At 71.5% G+C, this 23,238-nt stretch carries 21 protein-coding genes; 7 read left to right on the top strand and 14 right to left on the bottom strand.

Features of this window, described 5'->3' with window-relative positions; genetic code table 11:
* Window positions 1-61 precede the first annotated feature (61 nt).
* The gene (locus ACGFW5_RS18900) at window positions 62-427 is read left to right on the top strand and encodes a YybH family protein (RefSeq protein WP_393835373.1); all 366 of its coding nucleotides are present in this window, start codon (window positions 62-64) and stop codon (window positions 425-427) included.
* Between the two features lie 177 nt (window positions 428-604).
* Here ACGFW5_RS18900 and ACGFW5_RS18895 read toward each other — a convergent pair whose 3' ends face one another.
* Complete coding sequence (locus ACGFW5_RS18895; protein ID WP_393835372.1) at window positions 605-2,503, bottom strand: ABC transporter ATP-binding protein; 1,899 nt, start codon at window positions 2,501-2,503, stop codon at window positions 605-607.
* Between the two features lie 381 nt (window positions 2,504-2,884).
* Complete coding sequence (gene glnA, locus ACGFW5_RS18890) at window positions 2,885-4,294, bottom strand: type I glutamate--ammonia ligase (protein ID WP_393835371.1); 1,410 nt, start codon at window positions 4,292-4,294, stop codon at window positions 2,885-2,887.
* A gap of 210 nt (window positions 4,295-4,504) precedes the next feature.
* Between glnA and ACGFW5_RS18885 the strand changes: the two genes are divergently transcribed.
* Entirely contained in the window at window positions 4,505-4,972 is a 468-nt protein-coding gene (locus ACGFW5_RS18885) for an RDD family protein (RefSeq protein ID WP_393835370.1), read from the top strand.
* An 83-nt stretch (window positions 4,973-5,055) separates the two neighbouring features.
* Here ACGFW5_RS18885 and ACGFW5_RS18880 read toward each other — a convergent pair whose 3' ends face one another.
* The 4 genes from ACGFW5_RS18880 to lipB form a co-directional block, all read right to left on the bottom strand.
* Complete coding sequence (locus ACGFW5_RS18880; RefSeq protein WP_393835369.1) at window positions 5,056-5,763, bottom strand: DUF4191 domain-containing protein; 708 nt, start codon at window positions 5,761-5,763, stop codon at window positions 5,056-5,058.
* Window positions 5,764-5,782: 19 nt separating this feature from the next.
* Window positions 5,783-5,995: a hypothetical protein gene (locus ACGFW5_RS18875; RefSeq protein WP_393835368.1), complete on the bottom strand. Its 213-nt coding sequence runs from the start codon at window positions 5,993-5,995 to the stop codon at window positions 5,783-5,785.
* 266 nt (window positions 5,996-6,261) lie between these two features.
* A complete protein-coding gene (lipA, locus tag ACGFW5_RS18870; protein WP_393835367.1) occupies window positions 6,262-7,218 on the bottom strand; it encodes a lipoyl synthase in 957 nt (318 codons plus the stop codon).
* Window positions 7,219-7,398: 180 nt separating this feature from the next.
* Window positions 7,399-8,196: a lipoyl(octanoyl) transferase LipB gene (gene lipB / locus ACGFW5_RS18865; RefSeq protein ID WP_393835366.1), complete on the bottom strand. Its 798-nt coding sequence runs from the start codon at window positions 8,194-8,196 to the stop codon at window positions 7,399-7,401.
* Window positions 8,197-8,447: 251 nt separating this feature from the next.
* Here lipB and ACGFW5_RS18860 point away from each other — a divergent pair, with 251 nt between their 5' ends.
* A complete protein-coding gene (locus tag ACGFW5_RS18860) occupies window positions 8,448-9,896 on the top strand; it encodes a regulator (protein WP_393835365.1) in 1,449 nt (482 codons plus the stop codon).
* Window positions 9,897-9,938: 42 nt separating this feature from the next.
* On the opposite strand, the gene ACGFW5_RS18855 is transcribed toward ACGFW5_RS18860, so the two are convergent.
* Window positions 9,939-11,255: an NAD(P)/FAD-dependent oxidoreductase gene (locus ACGFW5_RS18855; protein ID WP_393835364.1), complete on the bottom strand. Its 1,317-nt coding sequence runs from the start codon at window positions 11,253-11,255 to the stop codon at window positions 9,939-9,941.
* A gap of 523 nt (window positions 11,256-11,778) precedes the next feature.
* Entirely contained in the window at window positions 11,779-12,678 is a 900-nt protein-coding gene (locus ACGFW5_RS18850; protein WP_393835363.1) for a TIGR01777 family oxidoreductase, read from the bottom strand.
* 36 nt (window positions 12,679-12,714) lie between these two features.
* On the opposite strand from ACGFW5_RS18850, the gene ACGFW5_RS18845 reads away from it, so the two are divergent.
* Entirely contained in the window at window positions 12,715-13,263 is a 549-nt protein-coding gene (locus ACGFW5_RS18845) for a GNAT family N-acetyltransferase (protein ID WP_393835362.1), read from the top strand.
* Between the two features lie 36 nt (window positions 13,264-13,299).
* Window positions 13,300-14,565, top strand: a complete 1,266-nt coding sequence (locus tag ACGFW5_RS18840) for an amidohydrolase (RefSeq protein ID WP_393835361.1) — start codon at window positions 13,300-13,302, stop codon at window positions 14,563-14,565.
* Between the two features lie 8 nt (window positions 14,566-14,573).
* Here the strand turns inward: ACGFW5_RS18840 and ACGFW5_RS18835 are convergent, their stop codons facing one another.
* Complete coding sequence (locus tag ACGFW5_RS18835; RefSeq protein ID WP_393835360.1) at window positions 14,574-15,257, bottom strand: TetR/AcrR family transcriptional regulator; 684 nt, start codon at window positions 15,255-15,257, stop codon at window positions 14,574-14,576.
* A 93-nt stretch (window positions 15,258-15,350) separates the two neighbouring features.
* Here ACGFW5_RS18835 and ACGFW5_RS18830 point away from each other — a divergent pair, with 93 nt between their 5' ends.
* Window positions 15,351-16,154, top strand: coding sequence for an SDR family NAD(P)-dependent oxidoreductase (locus ACGFW5_RS18830; RefSeq protein ID WP_393835359.1), 804 nt, complete (start codon window positions 15,351-15,353; stop codon window positions 16,152-16,154).
* Window positions 16,155-16,206: 52 nt separating this feature from the next.
* Here ACGFW5_RS18830 and ACGFW5_RS18825 read toward each other — a convergent pair whose 3' ends face one another.
* Together ACGFW5_RS18825 and ACGFW5_RS18820 are read right to left on the bottom strand one after the other, a co-directional pair.
* A complete protein-coding gene (locus ACGFW5_RS18825) occupies window positions 16,207-16,728 on the bottom strand; it encodes a DUF4240 domain-containing protein (protein WP_393835424.1) in 522 nt (173 codons plus the stop codon).
* Window positions 16,729-16,871: 143 nt separating this feature from the next.
* Complete coding sequence (locus ACGFW5_RS18820) at window positions 16,872-17,744, bottom strand: winged helix-turn-helix domain-containing protein (RefSeq protein WP_393835358.1); 873 nt, start codon at window positions 17,742-17,744, stop codon at window positions 16,872-16,874.
* A 260-nt stretch (window positions 17,745-18,004) separates the two neighbouring features.
* Between ACGFW5_RS18820 and ACGFW5_RS18815 the strand changes: the two genes are divergently transcribed.
* Entirely contained in the window at window positions 18,005-18,235 is a 231-nt protein-coding gene (locus ACGFW5_RS18815; protein WP_393835357.1) for a hypothetical protein, read from the top strand.
* A 59-nt stretch (window positions 18,236-18,294) separates the two neighbouring features.
* On the opposite strand, the gene ACGFW5_RS18810 is transcribed toward ACGFW5_RS18815, so the two are convergent.
* The 3 genes from ACGFW5_RS18810 to aceE form a co-directional block, all read right to left on the bottom strand.
* The gene (locus ACGFW5_RS18810) at window positions 18,295-19,212 is read right to left on the bottom strand and encodes a FadR/GntR family transcriptional regulator (RefSeq protein ID WP_393835356.1); all 918 of its coding nucleotides are present in this window, start codon (window positions 19,210-19,212) and stop codon (window positions 18,295-18,297) included.
* 308 nt (window positions 19,213-19,520) lie between these two features.
* Entirely contained in the window at window positions 19,521-20,288 is a 768-nt protein-coding gene (locus tag ACGFW5_RS18805; protein WP_393835355.1) for a VOC family protein, read from the bottom strand.
* Window positions 20,289-20,387: 99 nt separating this feature from the next.
* A complete protein-coding gene (aceE, locus tag ACGFW5_RS18800) occupies window positions 20,388-23,084 on the bottom strand; it encodes a pyruvate dehydrogenase (acetyl-transferring), homodimeric type (RefSeq protein ID WP_393835354.1) in 2,697 nt (898 codons plus the stop codon).
* Window positions 23,085-23,238 lie beyond the last annotated feature (154 nt).

Raw genomic sequence — 23,238 nt, 5'->3', positions numbered from 1 at the left:
CGGAAGACGGAACCGAAACGCCCACAAGACGTACCGAAGCGCGATTCCAGGAGGAGAACCCATGCCGGAGTACGAGAAGGCCATGCGGCCCGAGGACATCACCCGCCTGTTCGTCGAGCGGTCCAACGCGGGGGACGCGGCCGGAGTCGCCGCGCTCTATGAGGAGGACGCGGTGCTGGCCTTCCCGCCGGGCAGCCGGACGGTGGGCCGGGAGGCGATCCGCGAGCTGTGGGAGAAGGTGCTCGCCGGCCGGCCCCGCTTCGAGCGGGAGGAGCCGCTGCCGACGCTGATCAACGGCGACATCGCCCTCACCGCGACTCCGCCGAAGGACGGCAGCGGCGCCCGCGCCCAGGTCGTGCGCCGCCAGCCCGACGGAAGCTGGCTCCGCTTCCTCGACCAGCCGGAGTTCGTCACACCCGCCAACTGAGCGGCACAGTAGGGCGCTTGATGCAGGGTGCTCGGCTCTTGACGCTTGGCGGACCAGGACGTTCCGGGGCGTGCGCGGGGCGGATACGGAGGTGTCGTCCTCCCGCGCGGTGTCGTCCTCCCGCGCGGTGTCGTCCTCCCGCACGGTGTCGCCCGGCTGCACGGTGTCGCCCGGCCGCTATCCGTCCCCCTGGGGCGCGCGCGGCCCCGGTACGCCCCGGTCGTTCTGGAGCAGCCACAGTTCTCTGAACAGGCCATCGGATGCGACGAGTTCGGCGAAGGTGCCCTGCTGGATGATCCGGCCCCGGTCGAGGACGACGATGCGGTCCGCGACCGCGACGTTCGCGAGGCGGTGGGTCACCAGGACCACCGCCCGGTCCTGCGCGATCGTTCGCAGGCCGGTGAAGATGCGGTGCTCGGCCCGTGCGTCGAGCGCGCTCGTCGGCTCGTCCATCACGAGCAGCCCGGCCGGCCGGTGGAAGGCCCGCGCGATCGCGATCCGCTGCCACTGCCCGCCGGACAGCTCCACCCCGCCGAACCACTCCCGCGCGAGCAGCGTGTCGAGCCCGCTGCGCAGCCCGTCGACGACCTCCGACGCGCCGGAGTGGGCCGCGGCGCGCAGCACCGCCTCGTCGCCCCCGTGCGGCTGGCCGAGCGTGATGTTGTCACGCGCGGACATCGGCCAGTGCGCGAAGTCCTGCGGCACGACGGCGGTCTGGCGCCACAGCGCCAGCGGATCGCACCGCTCCACCGCGACCCCGTCCCAGGTCACCGTCCCTTCGTCGGCCAGATAGAGCCCGGTGAGCAGCTTGCTGAGGGTGGTCTTGCCCGACCCGTTCTCGCCGACGAGCGCCAGCACCTCGCCCCTGCGTACCTCAAGGGTCACCTTCTCCAGGGCGGGCCGTTCGCTTCCCGGGTAGCGGTACGTCAGCGCCTCGGCGCGTACGACGCCGGGCGCCGGCGGGACCACCTGCCCGCGCGCCATCCGGTGCCCGCCCGCCTCGTCGATGAACTCCGCCCAGTCGTCCAGGTAGAGCCCCGTCCGAAACAGCCGTGTGCCGTAGCCGACCACGCCGTGCAGCGAGGAGCCGACCGTGCGCAGCGCGAACACCGCGGTGCCCGCCGACGCCACCGACATCCGCCCCGACCCGAGCAGCCAGGCGAGCGCCGCCCACACCGCCCCGGCCGCGAGGCCGCCGGCGAGCGCGCCGAACACCGAGTAACGGGCGCCCTGGTGCATGGCCTTGTCGGTCGCGGCGTCGACCCGCTGCCCGATCGCCCGGTACCGGTCGAGCAGGAAGCGCGCCATCGTGCAGGACCTCAGCTGGTCGGCGGTGTCCTTGTCGATCACGAACCAGCGCAGCAGGTTCAGGGTGCGGCGCTCGGCGCTCATGGCCCGCGACGCCTCGTAGTGCACCCGCGCGGCCTTCACCCCGGCGATGCCCTGCGGCAGCGCGGCCAGCAGGAGCAGGGGGAGCAGCGCGGGATGCAGCACGGTCACGACGCCGGCCGCCGCGACGAGCGAGGCCACGCACGCCATCAGGTCCTGCGAATCGGTCAGCAGCTGCTGCGCGACCTCGGCGCCCCGGTCGGCCGCCTCCCGCTTGTCGTTGAACCCGGGCTGGTCGTACGCCGACAACTCGGCCCGCACGGCGGCCGCGAGCATCTGCATCTCGGCCTCGCGAGAGATCCGGGGCGAGAGCCGGCCGGAGATGTTCACCACCACGATCCCGAGCAGCGCCCGCAGCCCGGCCGCCGCGGCGAGCACCGCGATCGAGGGCACCGCATCGCGCAGCCGGTGCGCGATGTCCCCGCTTGCGATCAGCGCGGTGATCGTACGGGTGGTGGCGAGCAGCCCGAATGCCTCGAAGAACCCCGAAAGGGCCTGGCAGCAGAGCAGGACGAGCACGGCTCGCCGGTCCACCCGCCAGGCCAGCGCCAACGCCTTCCGCACCAGCTCGGGCAGCCGCCGCGCCATCGTCCGCGTCGTCACGGGACGCCGCTGCGCCGCCTCCAACGAGCTTGACCGGTACCGAAGTTGCTCATCGGCCCGCTGATCTTCGACAGCCTCCGCCATGCCGCCCCCTGGGTAGGAATTTGCCTACCCTCCCGCACAGCGACCGTGCGGGGGACCTTCCGCAGGGGGCGCCACCCGATAGGAGGGAGCACAACGGGGGAGCGGGCGGAGCGCTCCGAGCCCCGCCGCTCGGACAGGACGGCGGCGTGCTGTCGCAGCTGACTGCGAGCCGACAGGATCGGAGCCGGTGGCTCTCCTACCGCTGACCTGGCCGACCGGGCGGCGCACCGTGCTCAGGGGTGCGCGCCGCTGCGCAGCGACGAGGCCAGGATTCGCCAGACTTCTACGCGCTGCGTCTCGTGGGTCAAAAAAACTGCGGACCCCTCGCGGACGTGCGAGGGGTCCGCAGCGCGAACCTGGAGGTCAACCAGCTGGTGATCCTTAGAGGTCGAAGTACAGCTCGAACTCGTGGGGGTGCGGGCGCAGCTGGATCGGGGCGATCTCGTGGGTGCGCTTGTAGTCGATCCACGTCTCGATCAGGTCGGAGGTGAAGACACCGCCGGCCTGGAGGTACTCGTTGTCCGCCTCCAGGGCGTCGAGCACGGCCGGGAGCGAGGTCGGGACCTGCTGGACGTTCGCGTGCTCCTCGGGAGCCAGCTCGTACAGGTCCTTGTCGATCGGCTCGGCCGGCTCGATCTTGTTCTTGATGCCGTCGAGGCCCGCGAGCAGCAACGCCGAGAAGGCGAGGTACGGGTTCGAGGACGGGTCCGGGGCGCGGAACTCGACGCGCTTGGCCTTCGGGTTGGAGCCCGTGATCGGGATGCGCATCGCGGCGGAGCGGTTGCGCTGCGAGTAGACCATGTTGACCGGGGCCTCGAAGCCGGGGACCAGGCGGTGGTAGGAGTTCACCGTCGGGTTGGTGAACGCGAGCAGCGACGGGGCGTGCTTGAGGATGCCGCCGATGTAGTAGCGCGCCATGTCCGAGAGGCCCGCGTAGCCCTGCTCGTCGTAGAACAGCGGGTCGCCGCCAGCCCACAGGGACTGGTGGACGTGCATGCCCGAGCCGTTGTCACCGAAGATCGGCTTCGGCATGAAGGTCGCGGTCTTGCCGTTGCGCCAGGCGACGTTCTTCACGATGTACTTGAAGAGCATCAGGTCGTCGGCCGCGGCGAGCAGCGTGTTGAACTTGTAGTTGATCTCCGCCTGGCCGGCCGTGCCGACCTCGTGGTGCTGGCGCTCGACCTGGAGGCCGGAGTTCTCCAGCTCAAGGGAGATCTCGGCACGCAGGTCGGCGAAGTGGTCGACCGGCGGGGCCGGGAAGTAGCCGCCCTTGTAGCGGACCTTGTAGCCGCGGTTGTTCTCCTCCGAGCCGGTGTTCCAGGCGCCGGCCTCGGAGTCGATGTGGTAGAACGCCTGGTTCGCGGAGGTCTCGAACCGTACCGAGTCGAAGACGTAGAACTCGGCCTCGGGGCCGAAGTACGCGGTGTCCGCGATGCCGGTCGAGGCGAGGTAGGCCTCGGCCTTCTTGGCGATGTTGCGCGGGTCGCGGCTGTACTGCTCGCCCGTGATCGGGTCGTGGATGAAGAAGTTGATGTTGACCGTCTTGTCCCGGCGGAACGGGTCGACGCGCGCCGTCGACAGGTCCGCGCGGAGCGCCATGTCGGACTCGTGGATGGCCTGGAAGCCGCGGATCGACGAACCGTCGAAGGCCAGCTCCTCGGCGGGGTCGAACGCCTTCGCGGGGATCGTGAAGTGCTGCATCACGCCCGGCAGGTCGCAGAACCGGACGTCGACGAACTTCACGTCGTTGTCCGCGATGAACTTCTTCGCGTCGTCGGCGTTCTGGAACATCCAACTCCTCCTACTCCCACCCGGGGAGGGGCGGGGTTGCAGCTCGTTCGTGCGGCCAGTGCGGGGGCACACGCTGGACCCGACCATAGGCAGCCGGGATTTCTCAAGCGTGACCCGTTTGTTTCACCCAAGTTAACCGGCCTGGTGACGACCGCGCCAAGACTGACCCGGACCGAAGTGATCGAAAACGGGCGCAGTACCGTGGGAGCCGTGGACAACAGGCAAGCAATGGGATCGTGGCTGTCGGGGCCCCGCGCGGCCGCCGAAGACATGGGCGTCGACTTCGGCTACCGGGGCGAACGGCTCGGTCTGCCCAAGGACGGGCCCGGCTCGGTGGCCCCGCTCGGCCGCCGCTTCGGCGCCATCTTCATCGACTGGGCCCTGTGCGCCCTGATCGCCTACCAGCTGATCGCCCACGGCAACACGCAGGCCGCGAACAACTGGACGCTGCTCGTGTTCCTGGTGCTCGGTGTGCTGACGGTCGGCACCGTCGGGTTCACGCCCGGCAAGCGGCTGCTCGGCCTGCGCGTGGTCGCCGAGGAGGGCGGCCGGCTCGGCATCGTGCGGGTCGTCGTGCGCACCGTACTGCTGTGTCTGGCGATCCCCGCCCTGATCTGGGACCGCGACGGCCGCGGCCTGCACGACCGCCTCGCCCGCGCGGTCCAGGTCAGGATCTGACCCTCCTCGCGCCGCGCACGACGTCAGAAAGCGGCCCGGACCATGTCGGTCCGGGCCGCTTCCGTATGCGTACGAGGTGAGGGTCAGCGCATCTTTCCGCCGCGCGGCATCCGCATGCCCTTGGGCATCGGACCCTTCGGCAGCGGCATGTTGCTCATCAGGTCGCCCATGGCGCGCAGCCGGTCGTTGGCCGCGGTGACCTGGGGGCCCGACAGCACGCGGGGCAGCTTCAGGAGCGTGGTGCGCACCTTCTTCAGCGGCACCTGGCCCTCGCCGTCGCCGACGATCACATCGTGGACCGGAACGTCCACCACGATGCGGGCCATCTTCTTCTTCTCGGCGGCCAGCAGGGACTTCACCCGGTTCGGGTTGCCCTCGGCCACCAGAACGACGCCGGCCCGGCCGACCGCCCGGTGGACGACGTCCTGGCTGCGGTTCATCGCCACGGCCGGGGTGGTGGTCCAGCCCCGCCCGATGTTCTGGAGCACGGCCGCGGCCGCACCCGGCTGGCCCTCCATCTGACCGAAGGCCGCCCGCTCGGCGCGCCGCCCGAAGACGATCGCCATCGCGAGCACGGCCACGAGCAGACCGAGAATGCCCAGGTAGATCGGGTGCCCGAGCAGGAAACCGATCGCGAGGAAGACGCCGAGAACGACGATTCCCACGCCGGCGATGACAAGCCCGATCTTTGAATCGGCCTTCCGGGTCATCTTGTAGGTCAGGGCGATCTGCTTCAGTCGCCCCGCATTCGCATCGTTCGCAGCGCTCTCTGCGGTTGCCTTCCTCGCCATACAGGGAAGTTTACGTGGCCTAGGAGCGGTGGGTGGCCACGGCCTCCAGTACGTGCTGCGCCTCGACCCGGTCCTTGGCCCGACGACGGTCCTCCAGGACCGCGGTCCAGGCGTTGCGGCGGGCGGTCCGCTGGCCGGAGCCCATGATCAGCGACTCCATGGCGCGCAGGGCGCCGGTGACGGACTCAAGCGTGGTGGCTCGCACGGTCTGCGGAGCGGTAGCGGCCTGCATCGTCGAGGTCCCCCCTCGGGACGGGAAGTCGGAACGGGCGGGTGGCTGTGGGGGCATGCGCGGTGCGTGAAGCCATCGTCACTGATTGGTGTTACCAGGGCGTGTCCGAGCGGTCAAACCCCAATGAAACATTGACGCGGGCCCGGAAAACGCCGACGCGGCCCGTACGCGCGCCCCGACCTGCGGGGACGGTACGAGCCGCGTCGTCGAGGCCGTTACCGATCAGTAGCTGCTGGTGAGCGGATTCACGTGCCGACCGCCCGGGGTCAGGCGGTGGCGGCGGCGCTCCGCGCTTCCATCGCCTGCTGGTACAGGCGTCCGGCCCGGTAGGAGGAACGGACCAGCGGGCCCGACATCACACCGGAGAAGCCGATCTCGTCGGCCTCCTCCTTGAGCTCCACGAACTCCTGCGGCTTCACCCAGCGCTCCACAGGGTGATGGCGCACGGAGGGCCGCAGGTACTGGGTGATCGTGATGAGTTCGCAACCCGCGTCGTGCAGGTGCTGCAACGCCTCGCTGACCTCTTCGCGGGTCTCGCCCATGCCGAGGATCAGGTTCGACTTGGTGATCAGGCCGTAGTCGCGGGCCTTGGTGATCACGTCGAGGGAGCGCTCGTAGCGGAAGCCGGGGCGGATCCGCTTGAAGATCCGCGGCACCGTCTCGACGTTGTGCGCGAAGACCTCGGGGCGGGAGGAGAAGACCTCCTCCAGCTGCGCGGGGACCGCGTTGAAGTCGGGGGCCAGGAGCTCGACCTTGGTGCGGCCCTCGGCGCGCTCCGCGGTCTGCGCGTGGATCTGGCGCACGGTCTCCGCGTACAGCCAGGCACCGCCGTCGGCCAGGTCGTCGCGGGCGACGCCGGTGATGGTGGCGTAGTTCAGATCCATCGTGACGACGGACTCGCCGACGCGGCGGGGCTCGTCACGGTCCAGCGCCTCGGGCTTGCCCGTGTCGATCTGGCAGAAGTCGCAGCGCCGGGTGCACTGGTCGCCGCCGATGAGGAAGGTCGCCTCGCGGTCCTCCCAGCACTCGAAGATGTTGGGACAGCCCGCCTCCTGGCAGACCGTGTGCAGCCCCTCGCTCTTCACCAGCTTCTGGAGCTGGTTGTACTCGGGGCCCATCTTCGCCCGAGTCTTGATCCACTCGGGCTTGCGCTCGATGGGGGTCTGGCTGTTCCGGACCTCCAGGCGCAGCATCTTGCGTCCGTCGGGTGCGACTGCGGACACGTCCGGCTCCCTGTGACTTCGATTCTTCGGCGGACCCTAGGGTACGCCCGTTGATTGAACGGGTGGGGTGCGGGCCCACTGCCCTGAGGGCAACCTCATGGGGCGGGCCGGCATTCCCGGGGCCGGAGGTGACCCGCACGGCGGGCGCGGGGGCCTCGGCCGGGCCTGGCGGGCCGGGCCTCAGGCGGAGGCCCGCTCGATCTCCCTGGGGGCCAGTTCCGCGTGCTCCAGGATGTCCTTGAGGTGGCGCTCCACCACGGGAAGCACCTCGTCGATCGTCACCTCGCGGCCCAGCTCGTACGAGAGCGACGTCACACCCGCGTCGCGGATGCCGCACGGCACGATCCGGTCGAACCAGGTGTTGTCCGGGTTTACGTTGAACGAGAAGCCGTGCATCGTGACGCCCTTGGCGACGCGGATGCCGATCGCCGCCAGCTTGCGGTCCTCGCGGCGCTGGCCCGCGTTGGACGGCGCGTACTCCGGGCCGTTGAGGCGGGCGTCGAACTCGTCGTCGCTCAGGCGCGGATCGAAGTCGAGGGAGAGGCCGCCGAGCCTGGGGCGCTGCTCGACCGGGTCGCCGAGCACCCAGACGCCGCTGCGGCCCTCGATCCGGGTGGTCGCCAGAGCGAAGTCGGCGGCGGTGCGGATCAGGGCCTCTTCGAGCCGGCGCACATGCGCGACGACGTCGACCGGGCGCGGCAGCTTCTGGATCGGGTAGCCGACGAGCTGGCCCGGGCCGTGCCAGGTGATCTTGCCGCCGCGGTCCACGTCGATCACCGGGGTGCCGTCCAGGGGGCGCTCGCTGTCCTCGGTGCGCCGGCCGGCCGTGTAGACCGGCTGGTGCTCCAGGAGCAGACAGGTGTCGGTGATCTCGTCGGCGAACCGGGCCGCGTGCACCCGGCGCTGCTCGTCCCAGGCCTCCTGGTACTCGACCGCGTCCTCGCCGAATCCCAGCCGGACAAATCGCAGCTCGTTCACGCCAGTTCCCCTGTCGAACGTCTCGGATGCTCTCGGATGTTCCCGGATGCGATGGATGCGCGTCCTCATTCACTGTACGACCGTGTTCGAGGCCCTTCGTACGCCCCCTGGAGCCGGCAGAAACGGCACGTCACCACACGATCGGATGAATGCGGGGCGAAGGCGACGGCACCGGCCGTATTGACCGCTAAATTCTCGCCGTTCCATGAGGGCTGCACACTCGGCCCGGAAGGCAGGAGAACGCAGAGCTGATGACGGAACGACCCTCGCAGCGCACCCCCAACCGCCAGCTCGCCGCACTCATCGCAGAAGCCGGGTTCTCCAATGCCGGCCTCGCCCGACGCGTTGACCAGCTCGGACTTGAGCACGGCCTGGACCTGCGCTACGACAAGACCTCGGTCACGCGGTGGCTGCGCGGCCAGCAACCGCGTGGCACCACACCCGCACTGATCGCCGAGGTGTTCACCCGGCGGCTCGGCCGCCGGCTCTCCGCACAGGACCTCGGGCTCGACGCCTGTGCGCCGGTGTACGCCGGCCTCGAATTCGCGGCGACACCCGAGGAGGCCGTCGACATCGTCAGCGGCCTCTGGCGCAAGGACTCGGGCAGCCACGCCGAACTCCGCAAGATCGCGTTCACCCCGGCGGGCCTGGTGGTCCCGAGCCGGGACTGGCTGATCGGGCGCGCGGACGACCGGGTGGGACGGGGCGAACCGAACCCCTCGGCCAACGTCACCCGCATCCCCGTCCAGGGCCGCGCATCGGTGCCCCGCCAGCGCACCACCGACCGGGGCCCGGGACAGCGGGTCACCAGCGGCGACATCGCGGCGCTCCGCTCGGTCGGCGAACTGTTCCGCACCCTCGACCACGCCTACGGCGGGGGCCACGCACGCCAGGCCCTGGTGCGCTATCTGGAACACGAGGCCGAGCCGATGCTGCGCGGCACCTACGGCGAGAACGTGGGGCGCCGCCTGTTCGCGGCCGCGGCGGACCTGACGAGACTGGCCGGCTGGACCTCGTACGACATCGCCGCTCACGGGCTCGCCCAGCGGTACTTCGTGCAGGCACTGCGGCTGTCCCAGGCCGCGGGAGACCGGGCGTACGGCTCGTACGTGCTGGTCACGATGAGCCGCCAGGCCGTCTACCTCGGGCACGGCCGCGAGGCGGTGCAGCTGGCCCGGGTCGCCCAGCAGGGCGTGGGAGCCGCGGCGCCGCCCGTCGTGCAGTCGCTGCTCAACGCGGTGGAGGCGCGCGGGCACGGCGTGCTCGGGGAGGTCAGGGCGTGCACCGCCTCACTCGTGCGGGCCGAACGGGCCCTGGAGAGCGCGCGGCCAGGCGACGACGTGCCGCACTGGGCGCGGTTCTTCGACGAGGCGCAGCTCGCCGACGAGTTCGGCCACTGCCACCGCGACCTCCAGCAGTACCGCGCCTGCGCCCAGCACGCGGAGCGCTCCCTGCAACTGCGCGCCCCCGGCTACGCCCGCTCGCGCCTGTTCTGCCGGGTCGTGCTCGCCACGGCCCGGCTCGGCCTCGGCGAACTCGACCAGGCGTGCGCGCTGGGCGCGGAGGCGGCCCAGCAGGCGAGCGAGATGCGCTCGGCCCGCGCGGTCGAGTACGTACGCGACTTCGAGCGGCGCCTTGAGCCGTACCGGGACGCGGCCGCGGTACGCACCTACCGGGACCGGGTGGCCGCGCTGGGGTGAGGAGGGGGCCATGCGGCACTGGTCGAGGCGGCCGCCCCGGAATCAGGCCGCCTTGCGGATCACCTCCGGGGCCGCCTGCCAGGACCGGACGCCCAGGTCGGTGAGGATCGCCCGGGCGGCGCGGCGGCCCGAGTACAGGGCGCCCTGGACGGTGCTGGTGTCGCGGTGGTCGCCGCACACGTACAGCCCGGCGAGGAGCCGGACCGGGCGGCGCAGGTCGTGCGGGGCGGGCATCGAGGGCACGGCCTGCGGGGTGTGGTGCAGGGCGAGCAGGTCCCAGTCGGACGTGGACGTGGCGTACAGGGACGCCAGTTGGCGGCGTACGGCGCGCTCCACGTCCCGGGGCGGAGTGCCGAGCACGGTCGAGGTGATGAGCGCCCGGCCGTGCGGCGCCCGGCTCGGGTCGACCTCGCTCATGACCGACGTGTACGCCACCGGGCCGCTGCGGTCCGCGTCCAGGAGCAGGGCCGGGTCGGCGAGCGGGGAGCGCGGAGCGGCGTGGTGCAGCACGGTCAGCGGATGGAAGGCGGGCACCCGCAGGCCCGGCAGCAGCTCGGCGGCGGCGAGGGCGTCGGTGGCCAGGAGCAGGGAGCGGCAGCCCAGGACGCCGTGGTCCGCGGTGGTGACGGAGGTCGTCGCGACGGAGGTCACCTTCACGTCCGTACGCACCGTGCCGGGCGGCAGGGCGGCCGCCAGCAGCTCCGGCAGGGTGGCCGCGCCGCCCGCCGGCACGCACAGCCGGCCGCGCGCGAAGCCCCGCAGCGCGACGTCGGCGCAGCGGCTCGACGTGGTCAGGTCCGGGTCGCAGAGCAGGGCGGAGAGCAGCGGGCGTACGAAGCCGTCCAGGGTGCGGGCGGGCAGACCCCGGCCGGACAGCGCCTGGCCGATGGGCAGTTCGGGCCGGGCCGCGATCCGCTCCAGGGAGGTCGCGGCCAGCTTGGCGAGTGCCTTGCCCAGGCGGGCCTGGTCCAGTGCGCCGCCGAGCGGGGTGGCGGTGCCGCGCGGGGCGCTCGCGCGGGCGCGTGCCGCAGCCAGTGCGCCCCTCGCGCTTCCTGTCGCGCCCGCGCGGTAGTGCCGGCCCTCGCTGTGCACGAGGACGCCGGGCGAGAAGGGGCGCAGTGGCAGCTCCTCAAGGCCCGGGGTGCGGGCGAGTTCCGGGTACGAGGTCGACAGCAGCTGCCCGATCCGGTCCAGCCGGAACCCGTCGACCGAGGCGGTCGACATGCGGCCGCCCACGCAGGGGGCCGCCTCCAGGACGCTGACCGTGACTCCCGCGCCGGTCAGCTGATGAGCGGCCGACAGGCCCGCGAGCCCGGCCCCCACGATGAGTACGTCCGCATGGTGTGCGGTGCTGAGCACGTGGCCCTCCCCGAGGTAGGCGCGGTAGGTGGAGGCCTCATGCCCCCAACTGGCCCACGGAATGCCGGAGTTCGAGGAGAGAGTAGGGAGGTTCTGGGGGGTGGCGCTGCGCGCGTGCGGGTGGGTGTGGGTGCACGGTGGGGCGCACGGCCGTTCGGGGGTGGGGTGCGTGTGCGCAGTTCCTCGCGCCCCTTGATCCGCTTTCGGGTGCGGGCCGTGGTCGCTTTTCGCGCAGTTCCTCGCGCCCCTGACCCCCTTTCGGCTGCGGGCCGTGGTCGCTTTTTGCGCCGTTCCCCGCGCCCCTTAACCCCGTTTTCGGGTGCGGGTCGTGCGCGGTTGCTCGCGCAGTTCCTCGCGCCCCTAACCCCCTTTCGGCTGCGGGTCGTGGTCGCTTCTCGCGCTGTTCCCCGCGCCCCTTAGCCCACCTTCGGGTGCGGGTCGTGCGTGGTTCCTCGCGCAGTTCCTCGCGCCCCTTGAGGGCGTCTTCAGGCTCCTGCTCCTCGCGAGGGAGTGCTCTGGCCTCCTAGTGCGTCGCCGACCCAACCGCGTCCTCGATGCTCGGGAAGGCGAAACTGAAGCCTGCCGACAGCAGGCGCCGCGGCAGGACGCGTTGTCCGGCCAGTACGTCCCCCGCTGCCTCGCCCAGAGCCGCGCGTAGCGCCACGGCGGGCACCGGGAGCAGGGCCGGGCGCCGCAGGACCCGGGACATCGCCGCCGTCACCTCCCGGTTCGTGACCGGCTCAGGCGCCGTCAGGTTCACCGCCCCGGACAGCGAATCCGTATCCACCAGGAACCGCAGCGCCGCGACCTCGTCGTGCAGGGAGATGAAGGACCAGTACTGGCGCCCGCTGCCGAGCCGGCCCCCCAGGCCCGCCCGGAACAGCGGGATGAGCTTCGCCCAGGCGCCGCCGTGGCGGGCCACCACCAGGCCCGTCCGCGCGAACACCGTGCGGATGCCCGCCTCCTGGGCCGGGGCCGCCGCCTCCTCCCACGCCACGCACACCGAGGGCAGAAAACCGTCGCCCGGCGGCGCGGACTCGTCGACCGGACGGCCGCCCGTGTCCCCGTAGTAGCCGATCGCCGACCCGCTCACCAGCACCTTCGGCGGAGTGTCGAGGGAGGCCAGCGCCTCGGCGAGCGCCGCCGTGCCCAGCACCCTGCTGTCGCGGATCTCCTTCTTGTACGCGGCCGTCCAGCGACGGCCGGCCACCGCCGCCCCGGCCAGATGCACCACCGCCTCACAGCCGGCAAGCCCCGCCGCGTCCACGTACTGGCGCTGGGGATCCCATTCCACCTCGTCGGGCGCGTCCGGGAGGCGCCGTACCAGACGCAGCACCTCGTGCCCGTCCGCCCGCAGCGAGCGCACCAGCTCCGCACCGATCAGTCCCGTCGAACCCGTCACCGCGATCTTCATGAAAATCATCCTCGCGCTTCTGAGCCCGCATGGCACAGTGACGGTATGCCCGAGCCGTACACCGAGCCCAGTGCGTCCAGTACGCCCCGTGTCTCTGCGCCGCCGCCGTTCATACGCCCCGCCCGTCGCTCCGACGAGGACCGGCTCGGCGTGCTCACCCGGGACGCCTGGTCGCCGCTGCACGCCGTGGCGCCGCGCCCGGCCGCTCCGTACGAGCCCTTCTTCGACGACCGGCACGAACCCTCCCACTACCTCGTCGCCGAGGTGGACGGTGACGTCATGGGGTTCATCCGGGTGGTCCCGCCCACCCCGCTCGCCAGCAACCGGCACGTCCGGCAGATCCAGGGGCTCGAAATCGACGAGGCCGCGCGCCGTCGCGGTGTCGGCCGTGCGCTGCTGCGCGCCGCGTACGAGACCTCCCGCCGGCAGGGCGCCACCCGGCTCACCCTGCGCGTCCTCGGCCACAACGCCCCGGCCCGCGCGCTGTACGAGGCGGAGGGCTTCGTCGTCGAGGGCATACAGCCGGGCGAATTCCTCATCGAAGGCGAGTACGTGGACGACGTCCTCATGGGGCGCTCCCTGCTCGACAGCTGACCCACGACACCGGACTTCGAGAGCAGGGCAGGCACCGTGTCCCCTTCCACCCACTCCGCCGCGGCCGCGGCCGACACCGCCCGCACCGCCCTGCGAGGGCTCGACGCGATCCGCGCCGAGCTCGCCGCGATCTACCGCGACCTGCACGCGCACCCCGAGCTGTCCTTCGCCGAACACCGCACCGCGGCCGAAGTCGCGCGCCGGGCGCGGGAGTACGGGTGTGAGGTGACCGCGGGGGTCGGCGGCACCGGCGTCGTGGCCGTCCTGGCGAACGGGCCCGGGCCCGTCGTGCTGGTCCGCGCCGACATCGACGCGCTGCCGGTGACCGAGCAAACCGGCCTGGACCACGCCTCCACCACCGAGGGCGTCATGCACGCCTGCGGGCACGACATGCATGTCAGCTGTCTTCTCGGCGCGCTCAAACTGCTCGCGGACGCCCGCGCGTTGTGGAGCGGCACCGTCCTCGGGGTCTTCCAGCCGGCCGAGGAGGTGGGGCGCGGCGCGCGGGCCATGCTCGACGACGGGCTCTACGAGCGGTTCGGGACGCCCGATGTCGTGCTCGGCCAGCACGTGGGGCCGTTCCCGGCCGGGATGGTCGGCGCGCACGCGGGCCCCGCCTTCGCCGGCGCCGACGCGCTCAAGGTCGTCCTGTACGGCAAGGGGGCGCACGGCTCGCGGCCCGAGGCGTCCGTCGACCCGGTGGTGATGGCCGCATCGACCGTGCTGCGGCTCCAGACGATCGTCTCGCGCGAGATCCCGGCCGGTGAGACGGCCGTCGTCACGGTCGGCGCCCTCAACGCGGGGACCAAGGACAACATCATCCCGGAGGAGGCCGAGCTGAAGCTCAACATCCGTACGTACACCAAGGATGTGCGCACGAAGGTGCTCGCCGCCGTCGAGCGGATCGTGCGCGGCGAGGCGGCCGTCGCCGGGGCCGAGCGCGAACCCGACATCACGGAGATCGCCTCGTTCCCCGTGCTCGTCAACGACGGCGCCGCGACGGCCCGCACGATGGCCGCCATCGGCGCGGTCATCGGCGCGCACCAGATGCTCGACCCGGGGCCGGTGACGGGCAGCGAGGACGTCGGCCTGTTCGGTACGCACGCCGAAGTCCCGGTCTGCTACTGGCTGTTCGGGGGCGCCGACCCTGCGGTGTACGGCGCCGCGGCGGCCGCGGGCACCCTCGACGAGGACATTCCGTCCAACCACTCGCCGTTCTTCGCCCCGCTGGTCGAACCCACGCTGACCACCGGTGTCACGGCCCTCACCACGGCCGCGCTCGCCTGGCTCGACGCCCGGTAGCCGCCGCGTCAGCGGCCCAACAGGCGCATCCCGCCCGTGAGTTCGCGCAGGCAGCGCACCGCCAAATCGGCGGGCGAGCCGGGGCCGGACGCCGGGGCGTCGGTGGCGGCCCATGCCTCAAGGGCCACCCGGATCGCGTCGGTGGCCGCGGCCGCCGCCAGGCGTACCTCCAGGGCGTCCGCACCCGGCCCCGCGAGGCGGGCGAGCACGGGCAGCAGGCGTTCCTCGGAGTCCTGGTTCACCCGGTACCAGACCGCGCGCAGCGCCGCGTCCTGCTCGGCCGCGCGCAACAGCCCCCTGGTCCACCGCAGCTGCTCGGCGGCGTGCGGGTCGGGCGCCGCGAGGGCCTGCCGCACCGCGGCCTCCAGGGTCTTCGCCAGCGGCCCCGGCTCGGCGGCTTCGAGCAGGGCGCGCCAGCGTTCGGCGCCGCCCGAGAGCAGCGGGCCGACCGCGTCCTGTTTGGAGCGGAAGTAGCGGTAGAAGGTGCGCAGCGCGACCCCGGCGTGCCGGGCGATGGCCTCGGCGGTGGTGCCGTCGGGCCCGTGCTCGGCGAAGAGCGCGGCCGCGGCGCGGGCGATGTCGAGCTGGGTGGCGGCCTTGCGGCGCTCGGTCAGCGAGGTCTGGGGCGGGGCGGGCTGCGGCACGGGCTGGGTCACCTCGTCAGCGTACGCCCGCCACCACCGCGTATGCATGAAGTGACACGATGGCAAAACGTGCCACCCAGGCGTACGGTGGTGTCGCCCGTCCGGAATGCCGGGCGCCACCTCCAAGAAAGCTGGACCGCGATGAGCACGTCTCCCGTCACCGACCGCTACGAAGGTCGCCGCGCCCTGGTCACCGGCGGCGGCTCCGGCATCGGGCAGGCCACCGTGCTGCGCCTGCTGGCCGAGGGCGCCCACGTGGTCGCGGCGGACATCAGCGAGGCCGGCCTGAAGGACACCGCCGAGAACGCGGGCACCGGCATCGGGCGGCTGACCACGCTCGTCGTCGACATAGCCGACGAGGCCTCGGTGCGCGAGGGCGTCGCCGCCGCCGTGTCGGCGCTCGGCGGGCTCGACGTACTGGTCAACGCGGCCGGCATCCTGCGCTCCTCGCACACCCACGAGACGAGCCTCGCCGACTTCACCCAGGTCGTCACGGTCAACCTGACCGGCACCTTCCTGATGATCCGCGAGGCGATCCCGGCACTGCTCGAAGGCAATGGCGCGGCCGTCGTCAACTTCAGCTCGACCTCGGCGATGTTCGCCCACCCCTACATGGCGGCGTACGCGGCCAGCAAGGGCGGCATCCAGTCGATGACGCACGCGCTGGCCGCCGAGTACGCCAAGCAGGGCATCCGCTTCACCGCCGTGCAGCCCGGCTCGATCTCCTCCGGCATGACCGACGGCAGCGGCGCCTCCCGGTCAAGCGTGGGTCCCGGCCTGCCCGCCGACGCCGACATGTCGCTCTTCGTGAAGCTCGCCCCGGCCATCGGGCAGGGCTTCGCGGGCCCGGAGACGGTGGCGTCCGTGGTCGCGATGCTGGCCAGCGACGACGGTCGTTTCATCACCGGCACCGAGGTCCGTGTCGACGGCGGCACGCACTTCTGAGCCGCCGGGCCGAAGAGCCGCCGGTACCCGAGCGAGGCGAGGGGGCCGGGGCTCATCCCGTCCCGAAGCGTTCCCACAGCCGGGGGAAGCGGGCCGCGAGCGCGGACTCGTCCTCGAAGTCCAGCGGGGTGCCCTCGGGCTCTTCGGGCTGCGGCGTGATGCCGAGGTCGGGCGCCACGACGCCGGTCAGCTGCTCGTACGCCTCGTCCGCCGCATAGCCCAGCTCCTCGCCGTCGCCGTCGACCTCCTCGTCGAACTCGCCGAGCAGGTCGGCCAGCACATCGGGATCGTGCACCGCGCCCTCGAAGATCTCGCGGCCCTGGCCGATGAGCCAGCAGCGGAAGTAGTCGAACGCGTCGTCACTGGCCCCGTCGAGCAGCACGGCCGCGGCGCCCCACACGTCCCAGCGGTAGGCCCGGTTGTAGCGCGCCTCGAAGTGGCGGGCGAAGTCGAGCACGGAGTCGGGGTCCAGCTGCACCAGCCGCTCCACGAGCAGGTCGGCCTGTTCCTCGGGGTCGCCGTCGGCGGCCTCGCGGGTACGGTCGACGATCTCCCAGAACTCCGTCTCGTCCATCACGGAACCAGCATCGTGGGTTGGGGCAGACGGCGCACGCGGAGCGGCACTTTTCGTCCGGTTGGCGCTGCCTGCCACCCCTGGCACATCTGTCGCCATGGGGTCCGCGAGGCGTGCACCCGCAACCCGCCCTGCGGGACCCGTCATTCCTCAAGGGGACGCAGCGGCGTGGCGACCATGTCCCAGCGCGAATCGAACCAGGCCTGCACCTGCTGGAACTCCGCACGTTCGAAGGACCGCGCCCCGTTGCCCTCCGCGGTGGCCGGAAAGAGGGTGTCGCTGTGCAGTTCCAGTACTTCTATGGACGCGGCGTCGACCAGGATGCGGGTCGTGCGCAGGAAGTAGTAGCCGGTCAGCATCTGGGTGCCGTTGATGAGGTAGCGCTTCTCGCCCGGCACCGTCGGCAGGCCCCGGATCTCCACGGACACCGAGCCGACCGTCCCTTCCTCGGCCAGCTGGGTGAGCGAGTGGTGCAGCGCCTCCGCGTACATCCGGATGACCCGGCGCAGCCGGCGCAGGGGGCGAAGATCCAGCGGGTCGTCGAGGTGGCGCGGGTAGGGGTGATGGGTGTCCAGGTCCGGCACCAGGACCCGCACCCGGACCGACCGCGGGGCGGCGCGGTCGCCGAGCCGGATGAGCTCGGCCTGCTGCTGGACGGCGCGGGACAGCTCCTCGGTGTGCAGCGACCAGACGTCGAGCGAGACGTGGGGCGCCTCGAACGCGCGGGAGATGTAGTAGACCAATGGCCGCCCGATGGCAGCCTGGCGGGCCACCCGCGCGCCCCGGCCCGACACCCCGGCCTCCAGGAGCTGGTCCTCGCGCAGCAGCTGCAAGGCCTTCTGCACGGTGCCGCGTCCGCAGCGGAAACGCCGCATGAGCTGCTCCTGTTTGGGCAGCGCGTCGCCGGGCGCCGGGACACCGTTCTGGATGTCCTGGCGCAGCGCGTCGGCCACCAGTCGGTAGCGGGGGATCTCCCCGATGCCGTCCCGGTCGGCCCCTGTGGTCTGGGTCGTCACCCCGAGAGGCTACAACTCGCGGTCAGGACACGACAGATGAGCGCATGAAGCGACCAACTTCCGTACTTGCCCGCCCGGTTGCCCGGTCTGATCGGTCAACTCGCCAATGGCATAGTCGTGTTGCCCAATATGCAGTCGGTTGGCCATAGATGGCAGCCATTCACGCCGGGTAGGAGGAGGGAACACAATCGCCGGCCAGTGAGGGCACCGAATCGTCAGCGTGCGCGGTCCGTGGCGGCGACAACCGGAGGAGGTGTTCCATGGGACTGGAGACGCGCGTGCAGATCGTCCTCGAACTGCTGTCGAACGCGGGTGTGGTGTCCCTGCTCGGCCCGTCGGGGCTGCTGGTGCTGGCCCTGGGCGTACTGCTCACGAAGAGCGGCGGTCGCACGGAGCGCCGGGAGCCGCGGGCCGTTCCGGCCGGGCCACGCACGAACCTGGTGTGCGTGGCGGCCGTCATTCTGGTGCTTCTGCTGATCGCCGCGGTGTGAACCACCGGGCGGGCCGCCGATCCGGCTCGTTCGCCCGGGGCGCCCGCTCCGGATCCGGGTCAGTTCACGTTCGGATCCATGGGGCGGGCGATGGTGTTCCACAGCGAGTCGAACCATTGCTGGGTCTGTTCGACATAGCTGCGGGTCACCTGGTCGTCGTCCACCACGGTGTGCCGGAAGAGCATGCCTTCCACTCCGAGCATGTCGTAGATCTCGATCGGATTCCGGTCGAGATCCACCGTGCGTTCCGTCACCTGGTAGTGGCCGGCCAGGACCTCCCGGCCATTGAGGATGTACACCTTCTGGGTCGGGGTGATCGACACCTTGCGGGCCTCGACGCTCACGTCCGGGACCAGGTCGCGGACCTTGAGCATGCGCAGCGAATGGCGCAGCGAGCCGTAGATGTGGTTGCTGGTGATCCGCAGCCGCTCGCGCGGCCTGATGTTCCGCAGGTCGCCGATCACCTGGGGGAGGGCCAGCGGGGCCTCCGCGTCGGGCAGCAGGATGCGCACGGCCACCCGGCGCGGGCCGGAGCCCTCGGCCTGCACGGCGACCAGCGGGCCGGCGAGCGCGGAGGCCAGCGTCTCGCCATTGAGGCAGTACGCGTCGATGGTCACCTCTTCCTCGCGGAAGCACTGCGCCACCCGCTCGCCGAGGAAGACCCCCGCGGGGCGGGGTGAGTGACGGCGCGGCCCCGGCACCTCGCGCCGGCCGGCGGGCGCGGACGGGGCGGCGGGGCGTGCGACCGTCGGGGGTGTGCCCTGCTGGGCCCGCCTGATCAGGCCCTCGCGCTCAAGGAGCTCGACGGCGCCGCGGACCGCGCCGCGCGGCACGGCGAACCGCGCGCCGAGTTCCGCCTGGGTCGGCAGCCGCTCACCGACCCGCAGTTCCCCACCGGAGATGAGGGCGCGCAGACCATCGGCGACCACATCCCGCGGACGACGCTGTCCTTCGGCGGAAGCACTGTCTCCAGGCACGCCTCAATCCTACAACGCCCTGCCAATGAGGGCGAGTTGCCTGCGGCGGCCTGCCAATGGGTATGCGGGGGTGGGCAGTTGCACCCCGCGGGGCTTTGGGTGCGGGCCGTCCTGGGCTGGTCGCGCAGTTCCCCGCGCCCCTTGGCGGCGTGGGGTGGGCCTGGGTCGGAGGGTGGCCCCGGCCCCTTGGCAGCATGGCGTGAGCCCGGGTTGGAGGGTGGCCCCGGCCCTCTTGGCGGCATGGGGTGGGCCCGGGTCGGAGTTGTGGGCCTTGGCGGTGTGGGGTGGGGCCCGGGTTGGGGGCCGGGTTACTGTGCGAGCGAGATGATGGAGAACACCCCGCCCTGCGGATCCCGCAGCAGCGCGAACCGCCCGGGCGGAATCGTGGTCGGCGGCACATGGACGTCCCCGCCCAGTTCACGCGCCTTCGCCGCCGCCGCGTCGCAGTCCTCGACCTGGACGTACACCATCCAGTGCGGCGGCACCTCCGGCGGGAAATCGCCGTTCATCCGCATCATGCCGCCGAAGCTCTCACCGTTGAGCTTCCACTCGGTGTACTCGGGGGTGCCGTACGGCTCGGCCGCGACGTCGTCCCAGCCGAACACCGCCCGGTAGAACGTCGTCGCCCGGTCCGTGTTCCGGGTCAGGAGCTCGAACCAGACCATGCTGTTCGGCCGCGCCACCACCCCGAAGCCCTTGTGCTCCTTGGGCTGCCAGACGCCGAACACCGCGCCCTCGGGGTCGGCGAACACCGCGAGCCGGCCCGAGTCGAAGACGTCCATGGGGCCGGCCACGACGGAACCCCCGTTCGCGGTCACCGCCTGGGCCGTCGCGTCGGCCGACTCGACCTGGTAGTACGCGAGCCAGGCCACCGGCTGCCCGGGCGCCATGCAGGGCCCGTACCCGCCGACGTAGTCGTCGCCGAGCAGGAACATCCCGTAGCCGCCCGCCTCCTCCATCGGCACGTCCGCGCCCTGCCAGCCGAAGAGCCCGCCGTAGAAGGCCTTGGCTGCGGGCACGTCGGTCGTCGAGAGGTCGGCCCAGGCGGGCGCCGACGGGCGGTTGTAGATCTTCATGCGGTGCTCCCGGAGTGGTGACGCCCCCGGTCGACCATTCACGCACGCGTGCCCCGCCCCGGCAATCGGGACGGGGCACGCGTGCGTACCGGATGCGGCCTACAGGCCGTAGCGCTCGCGCGCTTCCTTCACGGCCGTGACCGGGACCTCGCCGCGCCTGGCGAGCTGAGCGAGCGCCGCGACCACGATCGACTGCGCGTCGACGCCGAAGTGACGACGGGCCGCCTCACGCGTGTCGGAGAGGCCGAAGCCGTCCGCACCGAGCGAGGACCAGTCCTGCTCGACCCACTGCGCGATCTGGTCCGGGACCTGGCGCATGTAGTCGGAGACCGCGAGGACGGGGGAGTCCACGCCGTCGAGCGCCTTGCGGATGTAGGGGATCCGCTCCTCGCCGCGCAGCAGGGCCGCATCGGCTTCGAGGGCGTCGCGCCGCAGCTCGGTCCAGGAGGTGGCGGACCACACGTCGGCGGCCACACCCCACTCCTCGGCGAGCAGTTGCTGGGCCTGAAGGGCCCAGTGGATCGCCGTGCCGGAGCCGAGCAGCTGGATGCGCGAGGCGTTCACTGGGACGGTGACGCCCGCCGACTCCGCCGTGTTGAAGCGGTACAGGCCCTTGACGATGCCCTCGTCGATGCCCGCGGGCTTCGCCGGCTGCGGCATCGGCTCGTTGTAGACGGTGAGGTAGTAGAAGACGTCCCGGTCCTCGCCCGGGGCCGCCTCGCCGTACATCCGGCGCAGACCGTCCTTGACGATGGCCGCGACCTCGTAGGCGAAGGCCGGGTCGTACGACATCGCCGCCGGGTTGGTCGCCGCGATCACCGGGGAGTGGCCGTCGGCGTGCTGAAGGCCCTCACCGGTCAGCGTCGTACGGCCGGCGGTGGCACCCACCAGGAAGCCGCGGCCCAGCTGGTCGCCGAGCTGCCACATCTGGTCGGCCGTGCGCTGCCAGCCGAACATCGAGTAGAAGATGTAGAACGGGATCATCGGCTCGCCGTGCGTGGCGTACGCGGACGACGCGGCGATGAAGTCGGCCATCGAGCCGGCCTCGGTGATGCCCTCGTTGAGGATCTGGCCGTCCTTGGCCTCGCGGTAGTACATCAGCTGGTCGCGGTCGACCGGCTCGTACGTCTGGCCCTTGGGCGAGTAGATGCCGAGCGAGGGGAACAGCGACTCCATGCCGAAGGTGCGGGCCTCGTCCGGGACGATCGGGACCCAGCGCTTGCCGGTCGTCTTGTCGCGGATCAGGTCCTTCATCAGCCGGACGAACGCCATGGTGGTGGCCATGGACTGGTTGCCGGAGCCCTTGTCGAACGCCGCGAACGACTTGTCGGCCGGGGCCGGCAGTGCCTCGATCGCGTGGCTGCGGCGGGCCGGGGCCGGGCCGCCGAGCGCCGCGCGGCGCTCCTGGAGGTAGCGGACCTCGGGGGAGTCGGCGCCGGGGTGGCCGTAGGGGACCTGGCCGTCGACGAACTGGGCGTCGGAGATGGGCAGTTCAAGAAGGTCACGCATGTTCTTGAACTCGTCGTTGGTGAGCTTCTTCATCTGGTGGTTCGCGTTCTTGGACGCGAAGCCCTCACCGAGGGTGAAGCCCTTGACGGTCTGCGCCAGGATGACGGTCGGCGCGCCCTTGTGGGACAGGGCGGCCTTGTAGGCGGCGTACACCTTGCGCGGCTCGTGGCCACCGCGCGAGAGGTGGAAGCACTCCAGGATCTTGTCGTCGGAGAGCAGCTTCGCCATCTCGACGAGCGCCGGGTCCTTGCCGAAGAAGTCCTCGCGGATGTAGGCCGCGTCGCGCGTCTGGTACGTCTGCACCTGGGCGTCGGGCACCTCGCGCAGACGGCGGACGAGGGCGCCGGTGGTGTCGAGCTGGAAGAGCTCGTCCCAGGCGCCGCCCCACAGCGACTTCACGACGTTCCAGCCGGCGCCGCGGAACTGGGCCTCCAGCTCCTGCACGATCTTGAAGTTGGCGCGGACCGGGCCGTCGAGGCGCTGAAGGTTGCAGTTGATGACGAAGGTCAGGTTGTCCAGACCCTCGCGGGCGGCGAGCGCGAGGGCCGCCGTCGACTCGGGCTCGTCCATCTCGCCGTCACCGAGGAACGCCCACACGTGGGAGTTCGAGACGTCCTTGATGTTCCGGTTGGTGAGGTACCGGTTGAAGCGCGCCTGGTAGATGGCGGAGAGCGGGCCCAGACCCATCGAGACGGTCGGGAACTCCCACAGCCAGGGCAGGCGGCGCGGGTGCGGGTAGGAGGGCAGGCCGTCGCCGGCGGACTCCTGGCGGAACTTGTCGAGGTGCGCCTCGGTGAGGCGGCCGTCGAGGAAGGCGCGGGCGTAGATGCCGGGCGATGCGTGGCCCTGGATGTAGAGCTGGTCGCCGGATCCGTCGCCCTCCTTCCCGCGGAAGAAGTGGTTGAAGCCGGTCTCGTACAGCCAGGCCGCGGACGCGAAGGTCGCGATGTGGCCGCCGACGCCGTACTTCGAGCCACGGGTCACCATGGCGGCCGCGTTCCAGCGGTTCCATGCGGTGATCCGGCGCTCCATCTCCTCGTCGCCGTCGATGACGGGCTCCGAGGAGGAGGGAATGGTGTTGACGTAGTCCGTCTCCAGCAGCTTCGGCAGGGCGAGGCCCGCGCCTTCGGCATGCTGGAGCGTGCGGCGCATCAGATACGCGGCCCTATGCGGGCCGGCGGCCTTGGCGACGGCATCGAGGGAGGCCGCCCATTCGGCGGTCTCCTCGGTGTCACGGTCCGGGAGCTGGTCGAGCTCACTCGGAAACTTGGCTACGGGGTCGATCACGATCGCCGCCTTCCGGACAGGAGGGGGGTGGAGAAATAGGGGCCTTTGTCTGGCAGGACGGGGCCTTGGACCGGTGAGTCCGCCGTTGACTGTATGCCGACGATCGATGATCGATCAAAGTATGAGCCCAAAAACTTGCTCGAATCGCGAAAGT

The organism is Streptomyces sp. NPDC048416 (genome assembly GCF_043200435.1).
Taxonomy (GTDB): Bacteria; Actinomycetota; Actinomycetes; order Streptomycetales; family Streptomycetaceae; genus Streptomyces.
Note: the sequence above shows the minus strand (reverse complement) of the source record. Positions and strands in the feature narration are given on the sequence as shown.